Origin of the sequence: Domibacillus sp. A3M-37, assembly GCF_024213455.1 — a bacterium.
Lineage (GTDB): Bacteria > Bacillota > Bacilli > Bacillales > Domibacillaceae > Domibacillus > Domibacillus tundrae.
The window spans coordinates 358,623-381,666 of record NZ_JANAVL010000002.1; the positions used below are offsets into that span (position 1 = coordinate 358,623).

21 protein-coding genes are annotated in these 23,044 nt (G+C 45.3%); 20 read left to right on the forward strand and 1 reads right to left on the reverse strand.

From position 1 onward, the window contains the following. Window positions 1-3 precede the first annotated feature (3 nt). The 8 genes from NLX67_RS05955 to pyrE are packed head-to-tail and all read left to right on the forward strand — an operon-like array spanning window position 4 to window position 9,491. A complete protein-coding gene (locus tag NLX67_RS05955) occupies window positions 4-912 on the forward strand; it encodes an aspartate carbamoyltransferase catalytic subunit (RefSeq protein ID WP_254310827.1) in 909 nt (302 codons plus the stop codon). Next, on the forward strand, window positions 896-2,182 hold the full coding sequence (locus NLX67_RS05960; protein ID WP_254310712.1) for a dihydroorotase: 1,287 nt from the start codon (window positions 896-898) through the stop codon (window positions 2,180-2,182). The genes NLX67_RS05955 and NLX67_RS05960 overlap by 17 nt, the downstream gene beginning before the upstream one ends. Next, entirely contained in the window at window positions 2,179-3,270 is a 1,092-nt protein-coding gene (locus NLX67_RS05965; RefSeq protein ID WP_254310713.1) for a carbamoyl phosphate synthase small subunit, read from the forward strand. The genes NLX67_RS05960 and NLX67_RS05965 overlap by 4 nt, the downstream gene beginning before the upstream one ends. Beyond that, window positions 3,263-6,469, forward strand: a complete 3,207-nt coding sequence (carB, locus tag NLX67_RS05970) for a carbamoyl-phosphate synthase large subunit (RefSeq protein WP_254310714.1) — start codon at window positions 3,263-3,265, stop codon at window positions 6,467-6,469. The genes NLX67_RS05965 and carB overlap by 8 nt, the downstream gene beginning before the upstream one ends. Next, the gene (locus NLX67_RS05975; RefSeq protein ID WP_254310715.1) at window positions 6,466-7,245 is read left to right on the forward strand and encodes a dihydroorotate dehydrogenase electron transfer subunit; all 780 of its coding nucleotides are present in this window, start codon (window positions 6,466-6,468) and stop codon (window positions 7,243-7,245) included. The genes carB and NLX67_RS05975 overlap by 4 nt, the downstream gene beginning before the upstream one ends. Further along, window positions 7,242-8,153 carry a dihydroorotate dehydrogenase gene (locus NLX67_RS05980; protein ID WP_254310716.1) on the forward strand — a complete coding sequence of 304 codons (912 nt, stop codon included), beginning with the start codon at window positions 7,242-7,244 and terminating at the stop codon, window positions 8,151-8,153. The genes NLX67_RS05975 and NLX67_RS05980 overlap by 4 nt, the downstream gene beginning before the upstream one ends. After that, entirely contained in the window at window positions 8,153-8,863 is a 711-nt protein-coding gene (gene pyrF, locus NLX67_RS05985; protein WP_254310717.1) for an orotidine-5'-phosphate decarboxylase, read from the forward strand. Before NLX67_RS05980 ends, pyrF begins: the two co-directional genes overlap by 1 nt. A gap of 1 nt (window position 8,864) precedes the next feature. Further along, complete coding sequence (pyrE, locus tag NLX67_RS05990; RefSeq protein ID WP_046179622.1) at window positions 8,865-9,491, forward strand: orotate phosphoribosyltransferase; 627 nt, start codon at window positions 8,865-8,867, stop codon at window positions 9,489-9,491. A 36-nt stretch (window positions 9,492-9,527) separates the two neighbouring features. On the opposite strand, the gene NLX67_RS05995 is transcribed toward pyrE, so the two are convergent. After that, window positions 9,528-11,231 (reverse strand): Rqc2 family fibronectin-binding protein, encoded by a 1,704-nt coding sequence (locus NLX67_RS05995; protein WP_046181063.1) that lies wholly within the window; start codon window positions 11,229-11,231, stop codon window positions 9,528-9,530. A gap of 146 nt (window positions 11,232-11,377) precedes the next feature. Between NLX67_RS05995 and NLX67_RS06000 the strand changes: the two genes are divergently transcribed. The 12 genes from NLX67_RS06000 to pknB all read left to right on the forward strand — a co-directional run bounded on the left by NLX67_RS06000 (window position 11,378) and on the right by pknB (window position 23,038). Continuing rightward, window positions 11,378-11,626 (forward strand): hypothetical protein, encoded by a 249-nt coding sequence (locus tag NLX67_RS06000; RefSeq protein ID WP_254310718.1) that lies wholly within the window; start codon window positions 11,378-11,380, stop codon window positions 11,624-11,626. Window positions 11,627-11,682: 56 nt separating this feature from the next. After that, entirely contained in the window at window positions 11,683-11,943 is a 261-nt protein-coding gene (gene remA / locus NLX67_RS06005) for an extracellular matrix/biofilm regulator RemA (protein WP_046181065.1), read from the forward strand. 5 nt (window positions 11,944-11,948) lie between these two features. Then, the gene (gmk, locus tag NLX67_RS06010) at window positions 11,949-12,572 is read left to right on the forward strand and encodes a guanylate kinase (RefSeq protein ID WP_046181066.1); all 624 of its coding nucleotides are present in this window, start codon (window positions 11,949-11,951) and stop codon (window positions 12,570-12,572) included. Beyond that, entirely contained in the window at window positions 12,572-12,799 is a 228-nt protein-coding gene (rpoZ, locus tag NLX67_RS06015) for a DNA-directed RNA polymerase subunit omega (protein WP_046181067.1), read from the forward strand. The genes gmk and rpoZ overlap by 1 nt, the downstream gene beginning before the upstream one ends. Before the next feature lie 96 nt (window positions 12,800-12,895). Further along, window positions 12,896-14,101, forward strand: coding sequence for a bifunctional phosphopantothenoylcysteine decarboxylase/phosphopantothenate--cysteine ligase CoaBC (gene coaBC, locus NLX67_RS06020; protein ID WP_254310719.1), 1,206 nt, complete (start codon window positions 12,896-12,898; stop codon window positions 14,099-14,101). Next, a complete protein-coding gene (gene priA, locus NLX67_RS06025) occupies window positions 14,098-16,494 on the forward strand; it encodes a primosomal protein N' (protein WP_254310720.1) in 2,397 nt (798 codons plus the stop codon). Before coaBC ends, priA begins: the two co-directional genes overlap by 4 nt. 14 nt (window positions 16,495-16,508) lie before the next feature. Next, the gene (gene def, locus NLX67_RS06030) at window positions 16,509-16,994 is read left to right on the forward strand and encodes a peptide deformylase (protein WP_046181070.1); all 486 of its coding nucleotides are present in this window, start codon (window positions 16,509-16,511) and stop codon (window positions 16,992-16,994) included. Then, window positions 16,991-17,932 carry a methionyl-tRNA formyltransferase gene (gene fmt / locus NLX67_RS06035; RefSeq protein ID WP_254310721.1) on the forward strand — a complete coding sequence of 314 codons (942 nt, stop codon included), beginning with the start codon at window positions 16,991-16,993 and terminating at the stop codon, window positions 17,930-17,932. The genes def and fmt overlap by 4 nt, the downstream gene beginning before the upstream one ends. Before the next feature lies 1 nt (window position 17,933). Continuing rightward, entirely contained in the window at window positions 17,934-19,259 is a 1,326-nt protein-coding gene (rsmB, locus tag NLX67_RS06040) for a 16S rRNA (cytosine(967)-C(5))-methyltransferase RsmB (RefSeq protein ID WP_254310722.1), read from the forward strand. Continuing rightward, the gene (gene rlmN / locus NLX67_RS06045) at window positions 19,260-20,339 is read left to right on the forward strand and encodes a dual-specificity RNA methyltransferase RlmN (protein ID WP_254310723.1); all 1,080 of its coding nucleotides are present in this window, start codon (window positions 19,260-19,262) and stop codon (window positions 20,337-20,339) included. A gap of 4 nt (window positions 20,340-20,343) precedes the next feature. Beyond that, window positions 20,344-21,096: a Stp1/IreP family PP2C-type Ser/Thr phosphatase gene (locus NLX67_RS06050; RefSeq protein ID WP_254310724.1), complete on the forward strand. Its 753-nt coding sequence runs from the start codon at window positions 20,344-20,346 to the stop codon at window positions 21,094-21,096. A gap of 4 nt (window positions 21,097-21,100) precedes the next feature. After that, window positions 21,101-23,038 carry a Stk1 family PASTA domain-containing Ser/Thr kinase gene (pknB, locus tag NLX67_RS06055; RefSeq protein ID WP_254310725.1) on the forward strand — a complete coding sequence of 646 codons (1,938 nt, stop codon included), beginning with the start codon at window positions 21,101-21,103 and terminating at the stop codon, window positions 23,036-23,038. Window positions 23,039-23,044 lie beyond the last annotated feature (6 nt).

The window sequence follows — 23,044 nt, forward strand, 5'->3', positions numbered from 1 at the left end:
ATGATGAAAAATTTAGTTTCAATTAGGGATTTGCATAAAGATGAAATTTTGTTAATATTAATGCAGGCACAAAAATTTGCAGAAGGTGAAGTTTGGACACCAGATGAAAAGCACTATGTCGCCAATTTATTTTTTGAAGCAAGCACACGGACAAAAATAAGCTTTGAAATGGCGGAACGGAAGCTTGGCTTGGAGGTCATACCGTTTGATGTTGGCAGCTCAAGCGTCTTAAAAGGGGAAACATTATACGATACGGTTCGGACGCTCGAAGCGATTGGTGTAAATACGGTCGTTGTACGCCACGAAGAAGATGCCTATTATGATGAGTTAGTCGGGCATATTGATATACCGGTTATTAATGCAGGTGACGGCTGTGGACAGCATCCGACACAGTGTTTACTGGACCTTCTGACAATTCAGCAGGAGTTTGGCACGTTTGATGGATTAAAAATTGGCATTGTCGGTGACATCCGCCATAGCCGTGTTGCCCGCTCCAATGCAGAAGCACTGAGAAGGCTCGGTGCTGATGTGAAATTTTCCGGACCTCCTGAATGGTTTGAAGATGACTTTTTAAAGTCAGACGGGTTCGTTAAAATAGACGAACTTGTCGAACAGGTGGATGCGCTTATGCTTCTCCGGATCCAGCATGAACGCCATCAAGTAGCTTCGTCTATGTCGAAAGAAGAATATCATGTCCGCTATGGTTTAACAGAAGAGCGGGAAAGCCGGATGAAGCCAGGGAGCATTATTATGCACCCGGCACCGGTAAACCGCGATGCGGAAATTGCCGACAGTCTGGTCGAATGCGAACGATCACGTATATTTAAACAAATGGAAAATGGCGTTTATGTCCGCATGGCGGTCTTAAAAGAAGTGCTCGAGGGGAGATTGGCAAATGAATTGGTTAATTAAAAATGGACAGATTTTAAACGAAAACGGTGAGTTAACAAAAACGGATATCCGCATTAAAGACGGGAAAATCGCTGAGATGGGTGCAGATCTTGCAGAAATTGACGAAAAAAAAGTTGATGCAGGCGGCAAACTCGTTACACCAGGACTCGTTGACCTGCATGTTCATTTGCGCGAGCCTGGCGGTGAGCATAAAGAAACGATTGCTACGGGAACGAAAGCAGCGGCAAAAGGCGGCTTTACAACGATTGCTGCAATGCCAAATACACGCCCCGTGCCGGATACAGAAGAAAATCTTCAAAAAGTGAACAAGCTTATTGAAGAAAAAGCACATATCCGCGTGCTTCCATATACGTCAATCACCATTCGTCAAGCGGGAAAAGAGCTTGTTGATTTTAGTTCGTTAAAAGAAAACAACGCATTTGCGTTCACGGACGACGGTGTTGGCATTCAAGAAGCTGGCATGATGCACGCTGCGATGAAAAAAGCCGCAGCAATTGATATGGCGATTGTTGCCCACTGTGAAGACAACAGCTTAATTTATGGCGGTGTGGTACATGACGGGGAATATTCAAAACGTGAAGACATTCCAGGTATTCCGTCCATTTGTGAATCCGTTCAAATTGCAAGAGATGTGCTGCTGGCAGAAAACGCAGGGTGCCATTATCACGTTTGCCACGTCAGCACGAAAGAATCGGTCCGTGTCATCCGCGATGCGAAAAAAGCAGGCATCCATGTAACAGGTGAAGTATCGCCACATCATCTCGTTTTGACGGATATGGACATCCCTGGACAGGATCCGAATTTTAAAATGAATCCGCCGCTTCGCGGAGCAGAAGATAAAGCCGCGCTTATTGAAGGACTGCTTGATGGGACACTGGACTTTATCGCAACTGATCATGCCCCGCATACAGCAGAGGAAAAAGCAGCAGGCATTCAAAAAGCACCATTCGGCATTACGGGATTTGAAACAGCTTTTCCACTTTTATATACAGAGCTTGTCAAAAAAGGCGTGATAACGTTAAAACAGCTTGTTGACTGGATGACGATTAAACCGGCTTCCACGTTTAACTTGCCATACGGTCGCCTTGAAGAAGGTGTTAATGCCGATATTACAATTATTGACCTTGAGATTGAAAAAGAAGTAGACCCGGAGACGTTTTTGTCAAAAGGAAAAAATACACCATTTACAGGCCGCACGCTTTCCGGCTGGCCGGCTGCAACATTTTTTGAAGGAAATCTAGTATGGAAGGAAGGAACGATCAACGAATGAAAAAACAGCTCATTTTAGAAGACGGTACAGTATTTATCGGTGAAGGATTTGGCAGCACAAAGGATGTAACAGGAGAAGTCGTATTTACTACAGGAATGACAGGTTATCAAGAAACGTTGTCGGACCCATCATACTGCGGACAAATTGTCACATTTACATACCCGCTTATCGGAAACTATGGCATTAACCGCGATGACTTTGAAACTATTCAGCCTGCTGTGAAAGCACTTGTTGTAAAAGAAGCAGCTGACTTTCCGTCAAACTTTAGAAGTGAATTTTCAATCGATGAATATTTAAAAATGAAAGACATTCCTGCGATTTCGGGTGTGGATACGCGGAAACTGACACGCATTATCCGCCAGCACGGTGCGTTAAAAGGCGCAATTGTATCAGCGGATACCAATACAGAAGACGTTATTCACCGCCTTCAGGCGACGGTTTTGCCGAATGACCAGGTGGCTCAAGTATCAACAAAATCTGCTTATCCAAGCCCTGGGCGCGGCTTCCGGGTTGTTCTAATCGATTTCGGCATGAAGCACGGGATTTTGCGTGAATTAAACAATCGTAATTGCGACGTCGTGGTTGTGCCGCATGATACAACTGCTGAAGAAATTATGCAGTTTAAGCCGGACGGTATTATGCTGACAAACGGACCAGGCAACCCGAAAGATGTGCCGTATGCGATTGAAACGATTAAAGAATTGATCGGCCAAGTACCGCTTTTTGGCATCTGCCTTGGCCACCAGCTGTTTGCGCTTGCTTCAGGAGCTGATACATTTAAGCTGAAATTCGGGCACCGCGGCTCAAATCATCCAGTAAAAGATTTGGAAACAGGCCGGACTGCGATCACTTCACAAAACCATGGCTTCTCAGTCAGTGAAGAATCGATTGCCAACACCGATTTAAAAATAACGCATGTGGCATTAAACGACGGTACCGTTGAAGGGCTTGCACATAAAACATACCCGGCTTTCACCGTTCAATACCATCCGGAGGCTTCACCGGGACCGGAAGACGACAATATTTTATTTGACCGCTTTATTGACTTAATGAAATCACACGCTGCAAAGGAGACACAACATGCCTAAACGTACAGACATTAAAAGTATACTTGTAATCGGCTCCGGCCCGATCGTCATCGGACAGGCGGCAGAATTTGACTACGCAGGCACACAAGCGTGTCTGGCTTTGAAAGAGGAAGGGTACCGGGTCATCCTTGTAAACTCGAACCCGGCAACGATTATGACGGACACAGAAATTGCCGATGCTGTTTATATTGAACCAATTACACTTGAATTTGTGCGCCGGATTATTCAAAAAGAACGTCCGGATGCCATTTTGCCAACACTCGGCGGACAAACAGGCTTAAACATGGCGGTTGAGCTTGCAAATGCGGGTGTATTAGACGAGTACAGCGTACAAGTACTTGGCACAAAACTTTCAGCGATTGAGCAGGCGGAAGACCGTGACCTGTTTCGTACACTAATGAACGATTTAAATGAGCCCGTTCCAGACAGTGATATTATTCATACGCTGGAAGAAGCGTATGGATTTGTTGAGCGAATTGGCTATCCGGTCATTGTGCGTCCTGCCTACACACTTGGCGGAACAGGCGGCGGGATTTGCGAGAACGAAGAAGAACTGATTGAAACTGTCACAAACGGCTTAAAACAGAGTCCGGTTACTCAATGTCTTCTCGAGAAAAGCATTGCCGGTTTCAAAGAAATTGAATATGAAGTCATGCGTGACTCCAATGACAATGCAATCGTTGTTTGTAATATGGAAAATATCGATCCGGTTGGTGTTCATACGGGAGACTCGATCGTGGTGGCTCCAAGCCAGACGTTAACAGACCGTGAATATCAAATGCTGCGGAACACATCGCTGAAAATTATTCGTGCACTTGGTATTGAAGGCGGTTGTAACGTTCAGCTTGCACTTGATCCATACAGCTTCCAGTACTACATTATCGAAGTAAATCCGCGTGTCAGCCGCTCATCAGCTCTTGCATCGAAAGCGACTGGTTACCCAATTGCGAAGCTGGCGGCGAAAATTGCTGTCGGATTGACGCTGGATGAAATGTTGAACCCGGTCACAGGTAAAACATATGCCTGTTTTGAGCCGGCCCTTGACTACATCGTGTCGAAAATTCCGCGCTGGCCGTTTGATAAATTTGAGCATGCAAACCGTACGCTAGGTACACAAATGAAAGCGACAGGAGAAGTCATGGCGATTGGACGCACGTTTGAGGAATCGATCCTAAAAGCTGTGCGTTCACTTGAAAGCGGCGTCTACCACCTTTCACTTGATGAACTGGCAGATAAAGATGACGCGTTTCTTGAAAAAAGAATTCGTAAAGCAGGCGATGAGCGGTTATTTTATCTTGGCGAGGCATTGCGCCGGGGTATTACGATTGAAACGATTCATGAATGGAGTCAAATTGACTTGTTTTTCTTGAAGAAGTTTGAAAATATCGTGAAATATGAAAAAGAAGTGGAAAATAATCCATTCGATAAAGAAACAGCAAAAAAAGCAAAACAGCTCGGCTTTGCGGATAAAACATTGGCAAAATCATGGGGTGTAGTAGAAAAAGAGGTCTATGACTGGCGTAAAGAAAACGGCATTGTACCGGTATTTAAAACGGTTGACACGTGCGCGGCCGAATTTGAGTCTGAAACACCATATTATTATGGAACATATGAAGATGAAAACGAATCGATTGTCACGGACCGTAAATCAGTTGTTGTTCTAGGATCAGGACCGATTCGGATCGGACAGGGTGTTGAGTTTGACTATGCGACGGTTCATTCGGTCTGGGCGTTAAAAGAAGCCGGATACGAAGCGATTATCGTCAACAATAACCCGGAAACGGTCTCAACAGATTTCAGTATTTCCGACAAGCTTTACTTCGAGCCGTTAACGATTGAAGATGTTATGCACATTATCGACCTTGAAAAGCCAGAGGGTGTTGTTGTACAGTTTGGCGGGCAGACAGCGATTAATTTAGCTGCCAAGCTTGTGGAACATGGCGTGAAAATTTTAGGCACGAGTCTTGAAGATGTAGACCGTGCAGAAAACCGTGACAAATTTGAGCAGGCGCTGCAGCAGCTGAACGTGCCGCAGCCGCTTGGAAGAACAGCTTTTTCGGTTGAAGCAGCGGTTGATATTGCAAACAGCATCGGTTATCCGGTTCTTGTCCGTCCATCATACGTACTTGGCGGCCGGGCGATGGAAATCGTTTATAAAGAAGCAGAATTGCTTCAATACATGAAAAACGCAGTAAAAGTGAATCCGGAGCACCCGGTTTTGGTTGACCGCTATTTAACAGGGAAAGAAATTGAAGTCGATGCGATCTCAGACGGAACAGATGTGGTCATTCCTGGCATTATGGAACATATCGAACGTGCAGGTGTCCACTCCGGCGACTCAATTGCTGTGTATCCGCCGCAAAAATTGACGGATGATCAAAAAGCAAAAATTATTGAATATACGACAAAGCTTGCAAAAGGATTAAATATTATTGGATTGCTGAACATACAATACGTTATCTCAAAAGGAGAAGTATTCGTTATCGAAGTAAATCCGCGCTCAAGCCGTACCGTGCCATTTTTAAGTAAAATTACAAACGTGCCGATGGCGAATATTGCAACAAAAGCGATTATGGGTCAATCATTAAAAGAAATGGGCTATGAATCCGGCCTGATTCCAGAAAAAAAAGGCGTCTATGTAAAAGTGCCAGTCTTCTCATTTGCGAAACTCCGCCGGGTGGATACAACGCTCGGCCCAGAGATGAAATCAACTGGGGAAGTCATGGGAAAAGACTCAACGGTTGAAAAAGCACTTTACAAAGGGCTTGTCGCCTCCGGTATGAAAATCCCGACAAAAGGGGCCGTTCTATTAACGGTCGCAGATAAAGACAAAGACGAAGCGCTTGTCATTGCAAAACGTTTCCATAACATTGGCTTCCAGCTCTTGGCGACATATGGTACAGCGAACTTGATCCGTGAAACAGGCGTGCCGGTTCAAACGGTGGCGAAAATTGGCGCGAAAGGTCCGGATATGCTTGATGTCATCCGCGGTGGTGAGGCGCAATTCATCATCAATACGCTGACAAAAGGCAAACAGCCGGCACGTGATGGATTCCGTATCCGCCGTGAATCTGTTGAAAATGGCATTCCATGCTTAACGTCACTGGATACAGCAACAGCTATTCTAGAAGTACTTGAATCAATGATTTTTAATGCAGAAGCAATGCCAAAACCGGCATTGGAGGCGATCCATTCATGATTCAAAAAGAGCTGATGACGGTTGTCTCTCAATCGGAAATCGCTAAAAACATCTTTGAAATGACATTAAAAGGGGCGCTCGTTGACCAAATCGATGAGCCAGGCAAATTTGTTCACTTAAAAGCAGGTGAAGAAATGATGCCCCTTCTTCGCCGGCCAATCAGCATCGCCCGTATTGAGCCGGAAAAGCAGGAACTTACGATGATTTACCGGGCGGAAGGCGCAGGAACGAGTGCACTCTCTCGTAAACGAGCCGGTGACCAAGTGGACGTTCTCGGTCCGCTTGGCCACGGTTTTCCGGTTCAAGAAGCTGCTCCTGGACAGACCGCTCTTTTAATCGGAGGAGGTATCGGTGTTCCGCCGCTTTATGAATTGTCACGCCGCCTGAACGCAAAAGGTGTGAAAACGATCCACGTTCTCGGTTTTCAAAATAAAGAGGCGGCATTTTACACAGAGCAGTTTGCGGCACTAGGCGAAACATATGTGGCAACAGTTGACGGTTCACTCGGTGAGCAAGGGTTTGTAACTGATATTGTGAACAAACACGGGCTGCAGGCGGATATTTTTTATTCGTGTGGTCCAACGGTTATGTTAAAAGCAGTTGAACAGCTTCACGCGGCGCCAAACGGCTATATTTCACTGGAAGAGCGGATGGGCTGCGGCATCGGTGCCTGCTTTGCATGTGTATGCCATCCAACTGCGGATGAAACAGGTACCGCCTACTTGAAAATATGCAGCGACGGGCCTGTTTTTAAAGCTGGGGAGGTGGCACTATGACTAGATTAGCGCTCGAACTTCCAGGGTTGTCACTTAAAAATCCTATAATGCCAGCGTCTGGCTGTTTTGGATTTGGCCGTGAATTCAGTCAGCTGTTTAATTTAAGTGAGCTTGGCGCGATTATGATTAAAGCAACAACAGAAGAGCCTCGTTACGGAAATGCGACACCTCGTGTAGCTGAAACACCAGGCGGTATGCTGAATGCGATTGGTCTTCAAAATCCCGGTCTTGAAAAAGTGATTGCGAATGAACTGGAATGGCTGAAGCAGTTTGATGTGCCGATTATAGCGAACGTGGCCGGTTCACAAACCGAAGATTATGTTCAAGTCGCAAAAGAAATTTCCAAAGTCGACAATGTCCATGCCCTTGAGCTGAATATTTCCTGCCCGAACGTAAAAACAGGTGGTATCGCATTTGGAACAATACCCGAAACAGCGAAAGAGCTGACAAAACGTGTAAAAGAAGTGTCTGAAGTACCTGTCTATGTAAAGCTTTCGCCAAACGTCACGAACATTGTCGAGATGGCCAAAGCGGTAGAAGACGGTGGTGCAGACGGCATTACGATGATCAATACATTGATCGGCATGCGTATTGACCTGAAAACAGGCCGGCCGGTGCTGTCAAACCGGACTGGCGGCTTATCGGGTCCTGCCGTGAAGCCTGTAGCAGTGCGGATGGTGTATGAAGTAAGCCAGCAAACCAATTTGCCAATTATCGGTATGGGCGGCATCTCTACAGTTGAAGATATTATTGAATTTTCATTGGCGGGTGCGGACGCAGTGGCAATCGGAACCGCGAATTTTGTTAATCCGTTTATATGCCCGGAATTAATTGCGGAGCTTGACCACTATTTAGAGCAGCACAACGTAGATCACATTAGTGAATTAAAGGGACGGAGCTGGAAGTAATGGAAAAAGAACCGATTATTGCACTCGATTTCTCCACATGGAAGGAAGCCGAGCAATTTCTTGCGCCTTTCCAAAACGAGCAGCTATATGTGAAAGTGGGCATGGAACTGTATTTGCAAAACGGCCCATTCATTATTGAACAGCTGAAAAAAATGAATCACCGCATCTTTCTTGACTTGAAATTGCATGACATTCCAAATACGGTTGGACAGGCAATGAAAGGTCTTGCAGGGCTTGGTGTAGACATCATTAATGTGCATGCGGCAGGCGGCGTCGAGATGATGAAAAAAGCACGCGCCGGATTGGATGCAGGTGCTAAAGGCGGCAAACGGCCCATTTTACTGGCAGTGACCCAGCTAACGTCTACGTCTGAAGCGGCGATGCACGCGGATCAGCTTATTTCTGTCCCGCTTCCGGAATCAGTTCTTCATTATGCGAAAAAAGCAAAAGAAGCCGGCTGTGACGGCGTTGTATGCTCCGTTTTAGAAGCGGCCTCCATTCGCGAAGCATGCGGGGAAGATTTTTATAAAGTAACGCCGGGCATTCGTTTAAAGGATGGCAATGCGGATGATCAGCAGCGCATTGCGGGTCCCGCCGAAGCACGTGCGATCGGCTCGACAATGATTGTTGTCGGCCGTCCAATTACAAAAGCAGCCGACCCGGTTGCAGCCTATCATCATGTAAAAGCACTCTGGGGAGGACAAGCGTAAAATGAAAAAACAAATTGCAGAAGAACTATTAAAGATCCGTGCCGTGTATTTGCAGCCTAATGATCCTTTTACATGGTCATCCGGTATGAAATCACCGATCTATTGCGACAATCGTTTAACGCTGTCATATCCCGAAACACGTCAAAAAATTGCCGCGGGATTAGCGGAGCTTATTAAAGAACAATATCCGGAAGCAGAAATCATCGCCGGTACAGCGACAGCAGGCATTCCGCATGCCGCCTGGGTATCTGATGTATTGAACCTGCCGATGTGTTACGTCCGTTCAAAAGCGAAAGAACATGGAAAAGGCAATCAAATCGAAGGGAAAGTCGAGCCGGGTTCAAAAGTGGTTGTCATTGAAGATTTGATCTCTACAGGCGGCAGTGCTATTACCGCAGCAGAAGCTTTGCGTGCGGCAGGCTGTGATGTGCTTGGAGTAGCAGCCATTTTTACATATGGGCTGCCAAAAGGGGATGCGCGTCTATCAGAAGCGGACTTACATGCGGCTGCACTGAGCGATTATGACGCACTCATTGAAGTGGCGGCTGAAAAGAACTATGTGGAATCAAGTGACATTGAAACATTAAAACAATGGAAGCAAAACCCTGATGCGTGGGGAACAAAATAAATAAAAACAGCGGTGAGCTTGAGCTCACCGCTGTTTTTATTTCTTCATGGCCATCACTTGGCCTTCATCCGGCGTTACATAGACGGTATGCTGATTGTCGTAAATAACAAAGCCGGGTTTAGCGCCGGACGGTTTTTTTACGTATCGAACCTTCGTATAGTCAACCGGCACGGAAGAAGAATCTTTCGCTTTACTATAGTACGCCGCGATCATAGCAGCTTCTAACATTGTTTCTTCTGATGGATCATCGGAACGAATAACAACGTGTGAACCTGGAATGTCTTTCGTATGAAGCCAAATATCATCCCGGCGGGCCACCTTGTTCGTCAAATAATCATTTTGCCGGTTGTTTTTGCCGGCATGAATAACTGTTCCATCTGTTGACACATATTCTTCGATCGCAGGGACGGCTGCTTTCTTTTTCTTTTTTATATGCCGCGCTTTTATATAGCCTTCCTCAGCCAGCTCTTCACGAATTTCTTCAATATCCCGTGGTGAAGCCGATTCAAGTTGCTGCAAAAGGGCCTCAAAATACCGAATCTCGTCTTTTGTTTTTTCAATCTGTTCCTGAACAACAATAACAGCATGTTTTGCTTTTTGGTAACGGGAGAAATATTTTTGTGCATTATCCGCCGGATTTTTTTGAGGATCAAGCGTAATTGTTACCGTTGCACCATTTTCATCATAGTAATTAATGACATCGATTTCTTTCATACCTTTTTTAACGGCATACAAATTCGCGGTCAGCAGTTCACCGAGGCGCTGATATTCTCCAGCGTTTTCCGCTTCCGCAAGCGTCCGTTCAAGCTTGTGAATTTTAGAACGATTTTTTTGAAGTTCGTTTCCAATTAACCGTTCAAGGTCGTTTGCCTGCTGACGGACACGATCGCGCTCAGCTTTGCCGAAGTAGTAACGGTCAAGAAGCGACGATACTGTTTTCAAATACGTCCGCTCGCCTTGAATGTGAGGCAAGTCGATCATATAAAAATATGTTTTATCCCCGCTGTCGATCATGACTGGTGAATAAGCACCTTTTGATAATGGAGCCATTACCTGTAGAAAGGCAGAAGGAACTGTTTCACGGTTAGCAAGACCTGCATGGCTGACAATTTCATTGCTGATAAGCGGTGACAATCCTTCAAAAGCAGACACAAGCTGCTTAGCAATTTTACCGGCATTAAAATCAACTGCACGTGTAACTTGTTCCGAATCCGCGATTAATGGGTTTTGTTTATGTTGTGCGGGTGGCTCCACATATTCTGCACCGGGCAAAATTGTCCGATAACTATTCATAGAAGAAGGAACATGCTTAATACTGTCAATGATGGTCCCTTTTTCTTTATCGACTAACAGAATGTTGCTATGACGGCCCATAATTTCAACGTAAAGATCTTTATAGGAAATGTCTCCAATTTCATTTTTTCCTTTAAACTCGAATACAATCGTCCGGTCAAGACCAAACTGGCGGATATTCTCTAAAATGGCCCCGTCTAAGTGCTTTCGCATCATAATACAAAAAAGCGGCGGCTCGGACGGGTTATCCTGCACGGTTTCAGTCAGCTGTACCCGCGCATAAGACGGGTGGGCAGATATGAGCAATTTATTATTTTTACCGCGTGCCCGGATCACCATAATTGTTTCATTTTTATACGGCTGATGAATTTTATTCACGCGCCCGCCTGTGAGGGCTTCATTTAATTCTTCAACCATTACTTTTGTAAATAATCCATCAAATGCCATGAATCATACTCCCTTTTTGTACGAACATATTTATTCATCTTAACATGTGTACGCTGCTTTCGTAAATTCGAGAACATCGCTTTTTTAAGAATGAAAACTGCTGTATACTTATTTTTACAAACTAATGGAGAAAAGAGGGAGGCAGTATGACTGATTTAATTTCGGTTATTATGATATTTTCAATCCCGCTCGTGGCAATTGTGACAGCTCATATGAGGAGTCAGTCGAAAATTCAGTACAAAATGGTAAAAGACCAGATCGAATTGGAAAAACTGAAGCAGGAAAACTTTTTGCTTGAAACGGAGAAAATGAAGATGGAGCTCGGATTTACGAAACCGGTTGAAGAAAAAGAAGAGGTTCTATCTTTTATTGAGCAGGAAAAGCGGCAAATATGATATAATAGATCGAGTGTGCAAAAACGGACGAAACGTGACAAAGGGGAGCAAAGACGATGCAGTTAATCAATATCGGATTTGGCAGTGTCGTCTCGGCAGAACGGATTGTGGCGATTGTCAGCCCGGAGTCGGCACCGATTAAGCGGCTCGTTCAGGAGTCGCGTGAAAAAGGAAATCTCGTCGATGCAACATTTGGCCGCCGGACACGTGCGGTCATTTTAACAGACAGCCATCATATTATTTTATCGGCTGTGCAGCCGGAAACGGTCGCGAACCGCGCGGCGTTGAAAGATGAGGATGCTGAGGAAGGATTGTGAAGTAAGTGAAAGAAAAAGGTTTGCTGATCGTATTGTCCGGACCGTCCGGCGTTGGCAAAGGGACTGTGCGAAAAGCGATTTTTTCAAAAGAAGATATAACGTTTGACTATTCTATTTCTATGACGACACGCAAGCCGCGTGAAGGGGAAGTAGATGGCGTTGATTATTTTTTCAAATCCCGTGAGGAGTTTGAGCAGCTGATCCAAGAAGGCAAGCTGCTTGAATATGCGGAGTTTGTTGGCAACTATTACGGTACGCCGGTTGATTATGTCCGGGAAACGCTTGATGCAGGCACAGATATTTTTCTTGAAATTGAAGTGGAAGGCGCACGTCAGGTACGGGAAAAGTTTCCGGAAGGGCTCTTTATTTTCCTGGCACCGCCAAGTTTATCCGAGCTGCACAGCCGAATTATCGGTCGCGGCACCGAAACAGACGAAGTCATTCAAGGACGGATGGAACAAGCACGCAAAGAAATCGACATGATGGACTTGTATGATTACGTCGTTGAAAATGATGAAGTGGAGCGGGCATGCTCTCGAATTCAATCAATCGTTGAAGCAGAGCATTGTCGCCGTGAACGCGTGCAGCACCGATACCAAATTATGCTGGAACTGGAAGGGGAACAATAATGTTATATCCATCTATTGATAACTTACTGACAAAAATCGATTCTAAATATTCATTGGTCAGCGTAGCGGCAAAACGCGCTCGTTTTATGCAGGAGAACAAAGGAAAAGGCGCTCTTGGCGCGTACGAGTCTCATAAATTTGTTGGAAAAGCATTAGAAGAAATTTATGCCGATGAACTTGTTATGAAAAAGAAAGACGCGAATAAAACGTATTCAGATGAAGTGTAAATAAGCAAAAAAGGAAAAGGGCGGCGAATACCGGCCTTTTCTTTTTGTATGCTATCATATTTACATAAAGATTCGACTGAACCGGAGGGAAAATGAATGAACGGAAAAAACATTTTACTTTGTGTCAGCGGCGGTATTGCTGTCTATAAAGCGGCCGCACTGACAAGCAAACTAAAACAGGCAGGCGCCCATGTAAAAGTCGTTATGACCGATTCTGCCCAAAAATTTGTCGCGCCTATAACGTTTCAAGCGTTATCGGGCGAGCCCGTTTATACCGATACGTTCGATGAAAAAGATCCATCCAAAATTGCGCATATTGACATCGCCGACTGGGCCGACCTTGTCATTGTGGCACCGGCAACGGCCAATATGATCGCAAAAATGGCGAATGGCATTGCAGATGACATGATGTCAACTGTTCTTCTTGCCGGTACAGCACCAAAGTGGGTCGTTCCAGCAATGAACGTAAACATGTATGTCCATCCCGCCGTGCAAAGAAACATGGAAACGTTAAAATCATTTAGTTATCGATTTATTGAGCCGGGAGAAGGCTATCTTGCCTGCGGTTATACAGGGAAAGGGCGGATGGAAGAGCCTGAAGTGATTGCCCGGCTGGTGGAAGAGTTTTTTGACGGAAAAGAAAAAAAATTGCTTTCCGGAAAACAGGTCGTCGTGACAGCAGGGCCAACACGGGAAGCAGTCGATCCGGTCCGTTTTTTCACAAATAAGTCATCCGGTAAAATGGGGTATGCGATTGCTGAGGCAGCGTATGAACTTGGTGCAGACGTTACGCTTATTTCAGGGCCCGTCAGCATTGCTCCGCCGTCCGGCGTTACAATACGCCAGGTAGAAAGTGCAGAAGAAATGTTTCGGGCGGTTATGGATGTATACGATGGGGCAGATCTCGTTGTAAAAACAGCTGCTGTTGCCGATTACCGGCCAAGAGTTGTTCACGAAAACAAAATGAAAAAGCAGGAAGGTTCGATGACGATGGAGCTTGATCGGACGAGAGATATTTTAAAAACGCTTGGGGAACGGAAAACAAATCAATTTTTAGTCGGCTTTGCAGCGGAAACAAACGATGTGAAAATGTATGCGAAACGAAAGCTCGAATCAAAAAATGCTGATATGATTGTCGCTAACAATGTGAACCAGGAAGGCGCCGGTTTTGGCGGCGATACAAATATTATTTCCATTTTTCATCGGGATGGAACACACCGTGATTTTGAAAAAATGACCAAAAAAGAAGCCGCTGTTCAGATTTTGAAGGATGCGGCCGTACGAATAGGTGAAGCGGAATGAGAATTGCTTCTGTCATTGTGGACGTTGCAGTCATGCAGACCGACCGTCCATTTGACTATGAAATTCCTCCAGCGTGGCAGGATGTGATCCAGCCCGGCATGCGTGTCATTGTGCCTTTCGGGCCGCGTCACGTACAAGGGTTTGTACTGGAAATCAAAGAAGAAAATGAAAGCCGAAAGTTAAAGCCAATTGTTGAACCGATGGATATCGTGCCGGTATTAAATGAAGAGTTGCTGTCGCTCGCAGACTGGCTCACCGCTGAATCCCTCTGCTTTAAAATTTCAGCACTTCAAGTGATGCTGCCTGCTGCGATGAAGGCGAAATATTCAAAGCGAATTCGGATGACAGGGTTTGCAACGCTCAGTTTGCCCGTTCAGTCTCTGTTTAACGGGCGAGATGAAATAGCGTGGGAAGAAGCAGCAGAAGCAGGTGCTCTCTCTGAAATCCGCAAAGAAGTAAAGCAAGGCTCACTCGATGTTCTATATTCAGTCAAAAGCAAAGGCCGAAAAAAAACGGTTCGAATGGTCAAGTGCAGGTTGTCTGAGGGGCTGCTCAAAGAAACGATTCAATCAATGCCGAAAAATGCATTAAAACAAGTGGAAGCAATACAGTTTTTTTTAGGGAGAACCGGCGAGTGGATTCCGTTAAAAGAAACAGGTATGTCTTCTGCTGTAGCAAAAGCGCTGATTGACAAAGAACTGCTTGAAGAAAAGCAAGAAGAAATGTACCGGGATCCGCTTGCCGGCCGTACGTTTACACCGGATACACCGCTGGTACTGACGGACATCCAGCAGGCCGCGATTGAGCCGATTCTTGAAAAAGTAAAGGAAGAAAAAGCGGAAACGTTTTTGCTGCATGGTGTAACAGGAAGCGGAAAAACGGAAATTTACTTGCAATCGATCAGTGAAGTATTGAAAAAAGGACAAGAAGCCATTGTGCTAGTGCCGGAAATTTCATTGACGCCGCAAATGACCGATCGTTTTAAGCAGCGGTTCGGAAACGATGTGGCGGTGCTTCACAGCGGCTTGTCAACTGGCGAAAAATACGATGAATGGCGAAAAATCAGCCGTAAAGAAGTAAAAGTCGTGGTCGGAGCTCGCTCGGCTGTTTTCGCTCCATTTGAAAACATTGGGTTAATCATTATTGATGAAGAACACGAAACAAGCTATAAACAAGAAGAAAATCCGCGTTACCATGCCCGTGATGTCGCGATTTGGCGGGCGGGCTTTTACGGGTGCCCGGTTATTTTAGGAAGTGCCACACCTTCTCTTGAGTCTTTCGCGCGAGCGCAAAAAGGTGTTTACACATTATTAACATTAGCCGAACGTGTCAATGACCGGCCGCTGCCGACTGTTGATATTGTCGATATGCGTGAAGAGCTTCGAGAAGGAAATAGATCAATGTTTTCCCGTAACTTATTTGATAAAATAAAGGACCGTCTCGAAAAAGGAGAACAAATTGTTCTGTTTTTAAACAAGCGGGGATATTCCTCTTTTATTATGTGCCGTGACTGCGGATATGTAGCAGAATGTCCGAACTGTGACGTTTCAATGACGTATCATCGTCATCGTCATCAGTTAAAATGTCATTACTGCGGTCATGAAGAGCCGTCTCCAAACGTATGCCCGGAATGCGGCAGTGAACATATCCGGCATTTCGGCACCGGCACGCAAAAAGTGGAAGAAGAATTGCTGAAATTGCTGCCTGAAGCGAGGGTTATCCGGATGGATGTTGATACAACTGGAACAAAGGGAGCGCACGAGCGGCTGTTAAAAAAATTCGCTCATAAAGAAGCAGATATTTTGCTTGGTACCCAAATGATCGCAAAAGGGCTTGATTTTCCCAATATTACACTTGTTGGCGTGCTTAGTGCGGATACGATGCTGCATTTGCCGGATTTTCGCGCATCAGAAAAAACCTTTCAGCTGTTAACACAAGTAAGCGGCCGGGCCGGACGGCATATATTGCCCGGCGAAGTCGTCATTCAAACATATACACCAGAGCATTACAGCATTCAGCTCGCCGCTGATCAGCATTACCAATCATTTTATGAACAGGAAATGCAAATGAGAAAAATGGGTGGCTATCCGCCATTTTATTATTTGGCGCTTATTACCGTCAGCCATGAAGAAGCGATCACGGCATCGGGTGAAGCGAACAAAATTGTCATGAACATTAAGCCGGAATTGTCACCGGCGGCTGTTGTGTTAGGACCGGTAGCCTCACCGATCTCACGGATCAACAATAGATATCGGTGGCAATGTCTGATAAAATACAAACGTGAACCAAAGCTTGGCGCTGTGTTGAAACAAGTGCTTGAGCATTATGCGAAACAAGGGAAATCAAATGGACTGATGGTATCCGTTGATATCCATCCATATGTACTGATGTAGAAAAGAGGAACACGATGACGATCTTATCCATTGTTAAACATCCAGCGGCTATTTTGGAGACGAAATGCCAGCCGGTAAAGCAGTTTGACAGTAAATTAAAGCGCCTCGTGCGTGATATGCAGGAAACGATGATTGAAGCGGACGGCGTGGGACTTGCTGCACCGCAAGTCGGAAAAGATATGCGTCTCGCCGTTGTTGATATTGAAGATGATCACGGCTTGATTGTACTCATTAATCCGGAATTGCTGTTGGCAGAAGGCAAACAGACAGACGTGGAAGGCTGCTTAAGTTTTCCGGATTTATATGGGGAAGTCACACGTCCAAATCAAATTAAAATTAAAGCGCAAAACGTAAAAGGCCAATTTTACACGTTTGAAGCAGAAGGGTTTTTAGCACGGGCGATTTTGCATGAAATGGATCATTTGGATGGCGTGTTATTTACATCCAAAGTAAAAAAATACATTCCGGCCGAGGAATTGGAAAAGGTGGACGCAGAGTGACGAATATTGTTTTTATGGGCACCCCGGACTTTTCCGTGCCAGTGCTTGAAAGAATACTTAAAGACGGCAATAACGTTCTTGCCGTTGTGACGCAGCCGGATCGCCCGGTCGGCCGGAAAAAAGTCATGACGCCGCCGCCGGTAAAAGCAGCAGCAATCAAACATGGTCTCCCTGTTTTGCAGCCTGAGAAATTATCAAAATCAGACGAACTGGCCGAAATTATCGGCTTAAAGCCGGATTTAGTTGTGACGGCAGCATATGGACAGCTATTGCCTAATGAGCTGCTCGAAGCACCTAAATATGGCTGCATTAACGTGCATGCATCTCTTTTGCCGGAACTTCGAGGCGGTGCGCCGATCCATTATTCGATTTTACAGGGCAAACAAGAAACGGGCATAACGATTATGTATATGGCCGAAAAGCTGGATGCGGGCGATATCATTGCACAAGCGGCCGTAACAATAGACGAAAATGACAATACGGGAATCCTTCACGACAAATTAAGTGTAGTAGGGGCTGACTTACTGTCTGAGACGATTCCCGCAATTATAACTGGCACATCTTCAAGAACGTCTCAGGATGAATCAAAAGCGACATTTGCATCAAACATCCGCCGGTCTGATGAAAAAATCGACTGGAACCGTTCTGGTGAAGAACTGCATAATCAAGTACGGGGCCTTTGCCCATGGCCGGTCGCTTATACAACACTGGCCGGATCAGCAGTAAAAGTGTGGAAAAGTGAAAAGGTGTCTAATACGAGCGGCACACCGGGAACCATTCTTTCGATTGAAGAAGACGGCATTGTGACTGCAACCGGTTCAAGCACAGCGATAAAAATAACGGAACTGCAGCCGGCGGGTAAAAAGCGGATGAGCGCACGCGATTATTTGCGCGGCTCAGGATCTTCGCTTCAAGCTGGTACAGTATTTGGAGAATAAAATGAAAACATTAAATGTACGCGAAATTGCGCTGGACTTAATTGACACAGTGGAAAAAAGCGGCTCCTACAGCAATTTAATGCTGAACAACGCGATTGAAAAAAATAATATTTCCGGACGGGATACTGCATTATTAACTGAAATCACATATGGTACGATTCAGCGAAAGCTGACACTTGATTTTTACCTGGCTCCTTTCTTGAAAAAAAAGCCGGAACGATGGGTTCATAATTTGCTTCGTTTATCTCTTTATCAAATGGTCTATCTTGATAAAGTACCGGAGCGGGCTGTTATTCATGAAGCGGTTAATATTGCAAAAAAACGCGGACATACTGGGATTTCAGGAATGGTGAATGGTGTGCTTCGGTCCATCCAGCGTGAAGGCGTGCCGGACACGAAATCGATTAAAGACGATGCCGAACGGATTTCCATTGAAACAAGCCATCCACTCTGGCTTGTGAGAAGATGGATGAAGGCGTACGGCAAAGAAAAAACTGAAGCGATGTGCCAGCATAATTTGACCGCTCCCGAGCAGACAGTGCGGGTAAATACGATGAAAATGACACGTGATGAAGCTATTTCTGTCTTGAAGGAAGAAGGATTTGACGCATTGCCATCTGATGTTTCGCCATATGCGATTCGAATTATGAAGGGAAATGCTGCAAGGTCGACTCTTTACAAAAATGGTGCTATTTCTATTCAAGATGAGAGCTCAATGCTCGTGGCCCCGGTTGTCGGTGCGAAACCAGGTCAGCGCATTCTCGATATGTGTTCGGCTCCGGGCGGAAAAACTGCTCATCTTGCTGAACAAATGAACGGAGAAGGCCACATTGATGCGCTTGACATTCATGCGCATAAACTAAAGCTCGTCACGCAGAATGCAGACCGGCTGGCGCTTTCTAATATTCATGTTCAAAAACAAGATGCGCGTAAAGCCGGAGAGTTGTTTGCAGAAGAAACATTTGATGCGATTCTTGTTGATGCCCCATGCTCAGGGCTCGGTGTTATTCGCCGAAAACCAGATTTAAAATATGCGAAAACCGAACAGGACTTAGAAAACTTGCAGCGCATTCAGCTTGCCATTTTGGACGCAGCTGTTCCGCTGTTAAAAGAAAATGGCGTGCTTGTGTATAGTACATGCACCGTAGATAAGGAAGAAAATGAAGGAACCGTCGAAGCCTTTTTAAGCGCTCATCCGAAATTTGAGCTAGTCCCGCTTGAACAAATCCCGATCAAACCGGAACACACAATGATCCAAGTATTTCCGGACGACTTCGGCGGCGACGGATTTTTCATTAGTAAATTCAGAAAGAAGGAAAACTCATAAATGACAAAAGCAATAAATAAACAAACGGAAGCGCAGAAGCCATCGATCTATTCATTGGAACTTCACGAATTAAAACAGTGGCTTTCAGACAACGGTGAAAAGCCGTTCCGGGCCGACCAAATTTTTGACTGGCTGTACGTAAAGCGCGCGAAAACGCTTGAAGACATGACCAATTTATCGAAAGAACTGCGCGCAAAACTGAATGAATCGTTTTTGTTTACCGTATTAAAAACAGCGATTCGGCAAGAGTCTGAGGACGGAACCATTAAATTTTTATTTGAACTGCATGACGGCTACTCCATTGAAACGGTCCTAATGCGCCACGAATATGGGAACTCTGTTTGTGTCACAACACAAGTTGGCTGCCGGATAGGCTGCACGTTTTGTGCATCCACGCTTGGCGGCTTGAAGCGAAATCTTGAATCAGGCGAGATTGTCGCACAGGTAGTGAAGGTACAGCAAGCACTTGATGAAGTAGGAGAGCGGGTAAGCTCTGTTGTCATTATGGGGATTGGAGAACCATTTGATAACTATGATGAAATGATGTCCTTTCTGCACGTGATCAATCACGAAAAAGGCTTGAATATCGGAGCGCGCCATATTACGGTGTCAACGAGCGGCATTGTACCGAAAATTTATAAATTTGCCGATGAAAAAACACAAATTAATTTTGCTGTTTCACTTCACGCGTCGAACGATGAATTGCGGACGAAGCTGATGCCCATCAACCGTGCGTACAAATTAAAAGACTTAATGGAATCAATCCGTTATTATACGGAAAAAACCGGCCGCCGTATTACGTTTGAATATGGACTGTTTGGCGGTGAAAATGATTCTGTGGCGCATGCGGAAGAACTGGCTGCGTTGATTAAAGGAATTAAATGCCACGTAAATTTAATTCCGGTTAACTATGTGCTGGAACGGGACTACGTTCGTACACCGCGCAATAAAATCTTTGAATTTGAGAAAACATTGAAGGAAAATGGTGTGAATGTAACGATTCGACGTGAACAAGGAACAGACATTGACGCGGCATGCGGCCAGCTTCGCGCGAAAGAGCGTGCCGGCGAAACGAGGTGACCGTATGAATGCAGTCTTTCAAACAGACCGTGGACGAATCCGCTCACACAATGAAGACAATGGCGGCGTGTTTCATCATAATAGCAGCCTCTGTCTTGCCATTGTAGCGGATGGAATGGGCGGGCATAACGCGGGAGATACCGCGAGCCGGATGACGATTGAATCATTCGAAAAACATTGGAATGAAACAGCAGCAGGCATTCAGTCGCCCGACGATGCGATGAACTGGCTGAAATCGATTATTCCAGCGATTAATGCAGACATTTTAATTCATGCCAGTACGCACCCGGAATGCAGTGGAATGGGGACAACTCTTGTTGCAGCTCTTTGTACAGAAAAATTTTGCGCGATTGCAAGCATCGGTGACAGCCGATGCTATTTGCAAAGTGAAGATGGTTTTTCACAAGTAACAGAAGACCATTCGCTTGTGAATGAACTCGTCAAGTCTGGCGAAATTACAAAAGAAGCAGCGGAAAGTCATCCGAAAAAAAATGTCTTAACACGCGCGCTCGGAACGGATGAAAAGCTGGCTGTTGATTATAGAACGATTATGTTTGAAGAAGGAGATTTGCTGCTTCTTTGTTCAGACGGTTTATCTAATAAAGTAGCGGATGCCCAAATGAGCTGTGTTTTACAATTAACAGATTCGCTTCCTGCAAAAGCGGATACTCTTATTCAGATGGCCAATGAAAATGGCGGCGAAGACAATATTACCGTCGTGATTCTTGAACATTGTGCCGAACGCGAAAGCGGGTGAACACATGTTAATTGGCAAAAGCTTAAGCGGACGTTATAAAATTGTCCGGACGATTGGCGGAGGCGGTATGGCGCACGTTTATTTGGCGCGTGATATGATTTTAGACCGTGATGTGGCCATTAAAGTACTCCGGTTTGATTTTGCAGGGGAAGATGAATTTTTACGCCGTTTTCAGCGTGAAGCTCAAGCTGCATCAAGCCTTGCTCATCCGAATATTGTCAATATTTATGACGTTGGCGAAGAAGATAATGTTCACTTTATCGTTATGGAGTATGTGGACGGAATGACACTGAAAGAATACATTCAGCAATTTTCGCCGGTTCCATACGAAAAAGTGATTGATATTATGAAACAAATGACAGCTGCTGTTTCGTTTGCTCACCAGCATTCGATTATTCACCGTGATGTAAAGCCTCACAATATGTTGATGGACCGGGATGGAACGGTGAAAATGACCGATTTCGGCATCGCGATGGCAATGAGCGCCACATCCATTACACAAACGAATGCTGTTCTCGGATCGGTTCACTACATTTCACCTGAGCAGGCAAGAGGCGGTATGGCAACGAAAAAGTCAGATATTTATGCGCTTGGCATCGTCATGTACGAGCTGTTAACAGGGAAGCTCCCATTTTCCGGTGAATCAGCTGTATCGATTGCATTGAAACACCTGCAGACAGAAACACCTTCTATTAAGCAGCTCTATCCCGGGATTCCACAAAGCATTGAAAACATTGTTTTACATGCAACAGCGAAAGATCCGTTTCATCGTTACATGAGTGCAGAAGAAATGGAACATGACTTATCAACCGCTCTTGAAGAATACCGCCTGCATGAAGAAAAGTTTATGATTCCAGACGACAATGACGAAGTGACGAAAGCTATTCCAGTCTTTAGCCCGAAGCCGCCAGAACGTATTCAGCCAACTGTATCCTCTTCTGAAAAAAAACAAGAGATGGTTCCATTGAAAAAGAAAAAGAAATGGCCATGGATCTTGCTTTTTTTGATTACTCTTAGCATTCTGGGCGTTATTGCTTGGACAGTAGCAACGACACCGAGAGATGCAGAAGTGCCGGAGACAAATGGGAACAGCCCTGAAGCGGCTGCCTCTATGTTAATTAATGCTGGCTTTATTGTCGGCGACTCCGATGAAGAGTTCAGTGCGGATATTGAGCAGGGAAAAGTGATACGGACCGTTCCGGAAGCTGGGGAAACGGTGAAAGAAGGCAGTGAAATTGATTTATTTGTCTCCGCTGGAAAAGAACGAAAAGCAATGGCGGATTACACGGGAAAAACGCTGGAAGAAACACGTGAACTTCTTGAAGAAGCCGGGTTTCGCAACGTGGAAACGGAAATGATTTATGACGAAAGTGAAGCCGGAACGGTTTTGGAACAAAATCCAAACGTAGATGAACGCGTCATTCCGGAAGAATCGGATGTTGAATTGACTGTCAGTGCCGGTCTTGCCAATGTGGTGTTAACGGATCTTGCCGGCTATACCGAAAAAAGCCTGGAAGACTATGGAGACTCCAATGGGATTATTATTGACATTTCGGGTGAAGAATTTTCCAATTCGGTATCTGCAGGACAGGTGATCAGCCAGTCTCCGCAAGCCGGAAATGAAGTGGAACCGGGAAGCACGGTAGAAGTGACGCTGTCAAAAGGACCGGAAGAGATTCCACTGGCAGAAGTATCAACGGAAATTGTCATTCCATATGAGCCGGAAACAGAAGGAGATCCGCAGGAAGTTCAGATTTACATGGAAGATGCAACCCATAGCATGACTGAGCCGTATGAAAAGTTTTTAATTACGGAAGAAACGAAGCGTACGCTTGAATTTGTCGTTGAAAAAGGCGAAAAAGCAGGATACAAAGTAATGCGGGACCAAGTAGTCATTATTGATGAAACCATTCCGTATCCCGAAGAAACAGAATCTGAATAAGGTGGT